The organism is Trichloromonas sp. (genome assembly GCF_041583255.1).
In the GTDB taxonomy this organism is placed as follows: domain Bacteria; phylum Desulfobacterota; class Desulfuromonadia; order Desulfuromonadales; family Trichloromonadaceae; genus Trichloromonas.
In genome coordinates this window covers 1-5,240 of record NZ_JBFHGD010000224.1, presented here as the reverse complement: position 1 = coordinate 5,240, position 5,240 = coordinate 1, and the positions used below count along the sequence as shown (strand labels likewise).

The window sequence follows — 5,240 nt, the reverse complement described above, 5'->3', positions numbered from 1 at the left end:
GATAGCGCCGGCCAGACTGTCGTGACAGCTGCCGCATTCAAAGCCTGGCGTCACCGCAGCAAAATCGTGGTGGGCCGTGCGGGCACCGCCGCGCTGGTGACAATCGGTACAGGTGTTTTTCGCATCGAGGGTGGCATGGCAACTGGTACAGGCGACATTGCCTGCCGTGGCCAAGCCATGGTGGCGGGTGCGGGCATCGCCGTCAGTCGCCCAGGAGGACCCGTCGTGGCAGCTGACACAGGCCGACTCGCCCGGCGCATCGTTGTGGCAGGAGGCACAGGTCAGGCTGGCGTCAGCGGCGGCGCGGGCGTGGTGCTGATCGCGGGTCGCGCCCTGGTGGCAGTCCTGGCAATTGTTTTTGGCGACGATATTATCGTGGCAGACGCCACACTCGATCTTGGCCTCTTTGGCGACGTAGTGGTGCCGGGGAGCCGATTCGCCCTGGTGACAGACGTGGCAGTCCTGCTCGAGGGTCGCATTGGTATGGCAATCCTGACAGCTTTTGCCGTTGGCCGCGGCCTGGGTATGGTGACGGTCACGCGCGGTCAACAGGGTTACGACGCCATCCGCATCGACCGAAGTACCCCAGTACTGAGCGTTGTGACAACTGTCGCAACCGGAGACTGGCTGGATCTCGAGATGGCAAGACTGGCAGCTGATGTTTTTCGTATCTGCCGCGGTGTGGTGAGCCGAACGGGTGTCGCTGCCGTGGCAGCCCTGGCAGCCGTTGCCGGCCTGCAAGGTGGCATGACAGGAGGAACAGTCGATGTTTCCAGCCGCAGCCGCCTGGTGGTGGGGTGTCCTCAGCTTGCCCTGGTGACAACTGGCGCAATCACCAAGCTGACCGACCCCGGTATGACACTGGGCGCAGTCACCGCTTTTCGCTGCAGCGGAGTCGTGATGCTTATTGTTCTGGCTAAACGCATGGCAGGAAGAACAATCGCCGCTGGTCGTGACCCCCTGGTGGCAATAGGAACACTGGCCCTGAGTATAAAAGGACGACTGGTGATGGTTCTGGGCGACGTTCGCTCCGTGACACTGTGCGCAATCGCTTGCCGTTAATGTTGCCGCCTGCGCAAAAACCGGAGCCAAAACGAGCATCAGCAGACACACCAATGCCTTGACCCCGACAAGAACGCTCCTGTGGCCTGAGACCTTACAATCGGACATATTCATTCTCCCCCTGTTCATTTACTCGTTAATCTATTTATTCGTGGCAGTTTGTGGCAGTTTGTGGCACTTTTGATTCTTTTCTCTTGCGCCGGCAAGGCATACAGCACTGTTGCCGGGTACTTTTGATGGGTAGTATTTATTTGTAATGAATATCAGGCAAGGTTGTCAAGCATTATTATCCGCTACTTATCGACAGGGGTATTTTCTCGCCTGAAGCCGGCCCGCTCAGTTGGACGATTTCTCTCCTCGCGGCATGGGCACGGCGTCACCGCGACTGCGGATTCGGCCAGCCGGGACCTTAAACACCTGGATGTCCCGACCGGCCGTCATTTCGGCCGCGGAAACCTCGATCACAGCCGGCACGGCACCGCCAAAAACCCCGACATAGCCGCCATCTACCGGAGCCCCGCCGCCATAATCGTCCTTGACCCGCAGGTAGACCTGGCCGGGGCGATCGATCCTGAGCAGGTAGCGGCCTTCTTCATCGGTACGTGCGGAAACCGCCAGCGGACTGCGGGTCATCTCGGCATCGGCAAAGGCAAAAACCAGCACCCCGGCGACCGGCTTGCCCTCCATATCCCGCACCGTTCCGGAAACTCCCTGAGGCGCATCCGCCTGCATCCCCTCATAGCGCCAACCCTCTGCATGGTTTCCGATATCGATGGTCTGCCCTGCGGCCAGCTCGACCCTGACCACCCCGCCGTGCGGATCGGGCGTCATGAAGACCAGGTCACCAGGGCGCGGCGGTCCCAGCTCGGGCCCCGGAGTCTTCCGCAGCAGGGCACCGACATAATAACTCCCCGCCGGAGCCTGCAACTCAAACGCACATGACGGAGCCAGGTTGACGGCGCTGAACGGGATAATGAGATAGCGGCGCGGATCGGGAGACCGCCCGTCGCTGCCGTCCCACAGCGACACCACGCCGCGACAAGCGGTCTGGCCGTGGCCGCCGACTGTTCCGCGAATGGTCCCCGTGTCGCCATCTGCGGCGACAACCTGAGCGGGGAATAACAGGGCCGACAACAGCAGCCAGATCATTCGGTTCATGCCTTCTCTCCTCCCCTGAAAACCGTGGGCCTAACAGGTAACAACGACACCCTTACTCCCCGCCCGCCCCCATCAGTACAGGTAACCGCAACCGGAAAACCGTGCCGGTGCCAGCATCGCTGACAAAGGAAATTTCGCCGCCGAGATAGTCGCTCAGCAGCCTCATGCTGTAGGTTCCCAGCCCCCGCGATTCTCCTTTGGTGGAGAAATGTCGCTTGAATATCTGCAGCTGCACAGAGCGCGGCATTGCCCCGGCATTATGCACCGACATCTCAAGCTGGTCGTCCTGCTGGCGGCAGCCCAGAGTGACGCCCCCCCCGACAGCGGAAGCTTCGAGGGCGTTCTTGATCATGTTGCCCAGGATACGGCCGAGCAGCACCCGGTCGGTATTGAGCAGAACCGATCGGGGACAACCCCCTGGAGCGACCGCCAGGGAACGGCCCTCGGCAGCCTGGTGATAGAGGTAGATTTCAGCCAGCCGGGACAAAAAGGGTTCAACCTCGATCAGTTCAGGCTGCAGCTGAAGGGTTCCGGTTTCAGCCGCCAGCAGCATCCGCTGCGCCTCGATCTCGTCAATGACCTGATCCGAGGCCTCTTGCACCAACCGGTAAATCTCCTTCTGGTTGTCCATTTCATAGTTCTGCAGCAATTCGGCAAAGCCCCGGACGCTCCCCATCAAGTTGAGGATGTCGTGAAAAAAAATCCGCTCCAATGCCTGCCGCCGCTTTTCGTGGCTGACATCAGCCACCGCCAGGATCACGAAAGGCTCGCCCGCGTGCTCAAGAGGGGTCGCCACCACCTGCAGATCGCGGGCCTCAAAGCGTTCGTTGCGACAGCGGGTCAGCCGGCATTCCCGCATATCGCGTTGCCCGGCCAGGCCGGACAGCGTCGCCAGGACCGCCCCACAGGTACTGCAGGCCTCCGAGGTGCCGCACCCACCGGGCATTTCGCTGGCATGACTGCAGCCGAAAACTTCTCCGGGGCGCAGCCCCAGGCAGGCCGATTCGTCGTCCATCTCGACCAGTTTCAGCAGAGCCCGATTGACATAGACGATCTGACGCTGGCCATTGAGCACGAAGAGGATACCCGGCAGCGCATCGAGCAGCTGGCGGGTTATCGTGGCGACCGAAAAATACCCCTGCTGCCGCAACAGGCTAGACTGCCCAGCCCGCTTTGCCGGGGCAAATCTGGAATCCGACGTCGATTTCATGAGCCTCCTATCCGATCAGCAGCTTGACGGCAAAAGCCAGCACCGTCAGAGAAACAATCTTCTTGATCCAGTCGTGCCCCTTCTTCACCGCCGCATGGGTCGCCACCCAGCCGCCGGCTGAGTTGCCGACCGCCAGCGCCAGGCCGAGGACATAATCAACCTGCTGGTGGGCGATAAAAACCCCGAGCGCGACGATGGTAAAGGCGAAGATGACGATCACCTTGACCGCGTTGATGCGCACCAGGTCAAGACCGTGAACCAGCAGGCCGGAAATGACCAGAAAACCGACCCCCGCCTGGACAAACCCGCCGTAGACTCCAACCACGAAAAAAGTGACGATCAGCACGGCTATGCGCCAGGGCGACCACCGCTGCAGCCCGATCGGCCAGCGCCGCATGGGATCGATCAGGGTAAAGATCAGAACCCCGATCATGATCGCCGCCAGCAGCCGGCGAAAGAGCATCTCGTCCATATCCACCGCCAGATTGGCGCCGACGAAACTGCCGATCAGGGCCGGAACCGAGCAGAGCAGGGCCAGCCGTATCGGGAAGACCCCCTGCTTGCGGAAACCGGATATGGCGAACAGGTTCTGGCAGAATATGCCGATCCGGTTGGTCCCGTTGGCCACCGCCGCCGGCAGGCCGATAAATATCAGCAGCGGTAGAGTCAGCAGCGAACCGCCGCCGGCCAGGACATTGAGAAATCCGGCAATCACGCCGACGCCAACCAGCGTCGGAATCTGCCAGAAGTAGGGATCCATCAGGGCGTCCTGTCCCCAAGCAGGTCACGGACCACCTCGCCCGCCATGGTCAGCCCGAAGATCGGCGGGATATATGAAGAGCTGCCGAGGATCACCCGGCGATCGGTACAGCGCCACTGGTGGTCCCCCTTGTTGGGACAGATGCAGTTTTCGGCACAGGCCGCGCTCTGCTCGCCGAGGGGGCGGAATTCTTCGGTGGAATAGACCACCCGCACCCCCGAGGAGACGCCGCGATTGCGTAGTTCCTTGCGGATGACCCGCGCCAGGCGGCATTTCTGGGTGTGGAACAGGTCGGCCACGGCGATTTTGGTCGGGTCGAGCTTGTTGGCGGCCCCCATCGAGGAAATCACCGGCAGCCCGCGTTCTTTGCAGCTCTGGATCAGGTGCAGCTTGGCGGTGATGTGGTCGATACAGTCCAGCACGTAGTCGAACCCCCGGCCGAGCAGTTCTTCGTCATTGGCGGCCTGGTAAAACTCCTTGAGCGGCTCGACCTCGAGCTGCGGGTTGATGGCCCGGCAGCGTTCCGCCATGACCTGCACCTTGGCCCGGCCGACCGTGCCTTCGGTGGCATGAATCTGCCGGTTGATATTGGTCAGGCAGATATCGTCGAAGTCGACCAGGGTCAGGCGGCCGATGCCGGCCCGCGTCAGGGCTTCGGCCGCATAGCTGCCGACCCCGCCGACGCCGAAGACGGCCACCGATGCCGATTGCAGGCGAGCCAGCCCGGGCTCGCCGACCAGCAGTTCCATCCGGCTGAAGCGATGTTGAATCACAGCAATTCCATTCCTTTTAACTAAGGGTTCCCTGCACACCGAGTATCCGCAGGGCGTTGGCGGTGGTCACCCGCGCAGTCTCTTCATTCGACCAGCCCCTTGTGGCGGCCACCTGCGCGGCAACCAGCGCCAGGTAGGCGGGACGATTGACTTCCCCGCGGTGCGGCGCCGGAGCCAGGTCCGGGGCGTCGGTTTCCAGCACCAGCCATTCGGCGGGAAGCCCGCGCAGAACAGCAAGCGCCCGCCGGGCACTGGGGTAGGTGATCGTGCCGCCGAT

Annotated in this window: 5 protein-coding genes and 1 pseudogene; all 6 read right to left on the bottom strand. The window is 62.0% G+C overall.

Annotated elements, in window-relative coordinates; translation table 11 throughout:
- Positions 1-1,170, bottom strand: a pseudogene (locus ABYV89_RS14325) (hypothetical protein); the annotation flags it as partial.
- A gap of 228 nt (positions 1,171-1,398) precedes the next feature.
- On the bottom strand, positions 1,399-2,220 hold the full coding sequence (locus ABYV89_RS14320) for a carboxypeptidase-like regulatory domain-containing protein (RefSeq protein ID WP_432823617.1): 822 nt from the start codon (positions 2,218-2,220) through the stop codon (positions 1,399-1,401).
- 52 nt (positions 2,221-2,272) lie between these two features.
- Positions 2,273-3,430, bottom strand: a complete 1,158-nt coding sequence (locus tag ABYV89_RS14315; protein WP_432823616.1) for an ATP-binding protein — start codon at positions 3,428-3,430, stop codon at positions 2,273-2,275.
- A gap of 7 nt (positions 3,431-3,437) precedes the next feature.
- On the bottom strand, positions 3,438-4,190 hold the full coding sequence (locus ABYV89_RS14310) for a sulfite exporter TauE/SafE family protein (protein WP_432823615.1): 753 nt from the start codon (positions 4,188-4,190) through the stop codon (positions 3,438-3,440).
- Positions 4,190-4,963: a tRNA threonylcarbamoyladenosine dehydratase gene (locus ABYV89_RS14305; protein WP_432823614.1), complete on the bottom strand. Its 774-nt coding sequence runs from the start codon at positions 4,961-4,963 to the stop codon at positions 4,190-4,192. The genes ABYV89_RS14310 and ABYV89_RS14305 overlap by 1 nt, the downstream gene beginning before the upstream one ends.
- Before the next feature lie 16 nt (positions 4,964-4,979).
- Positions 4,980-5,240: TatD family hydrolase (locus tag ABYV89_RS14300; protein ID WP_432823613.1), on the bottom strand; the 261-nt coding region annotated here is incomplete at its 5' end.

Coding starts and splice junctions, on each gene's coding strand:
- ABYV89_RS14320 (WP_432823617.1), bottom strand. CDS start 2,220: ATGAACCGAATGATCTGGCTGCTGTTGTCGGCCCTGTTATTCCCCGCT.
- ABYV89_RS14315 (WP_432823616.1), bottom strand. CDS start 3,430: ATGAAATCGACGTCGGATTCCAGATTTGCCCCGGCAAAGCGGGCTGGG.
- ABYV89_RS14310 (WP_432823615.1), bottom strand. CDS start 4,190: ATGGATCCCTACTTCTGGCAGATTCCGACGCTGGTTGGCGTCGGCGTG.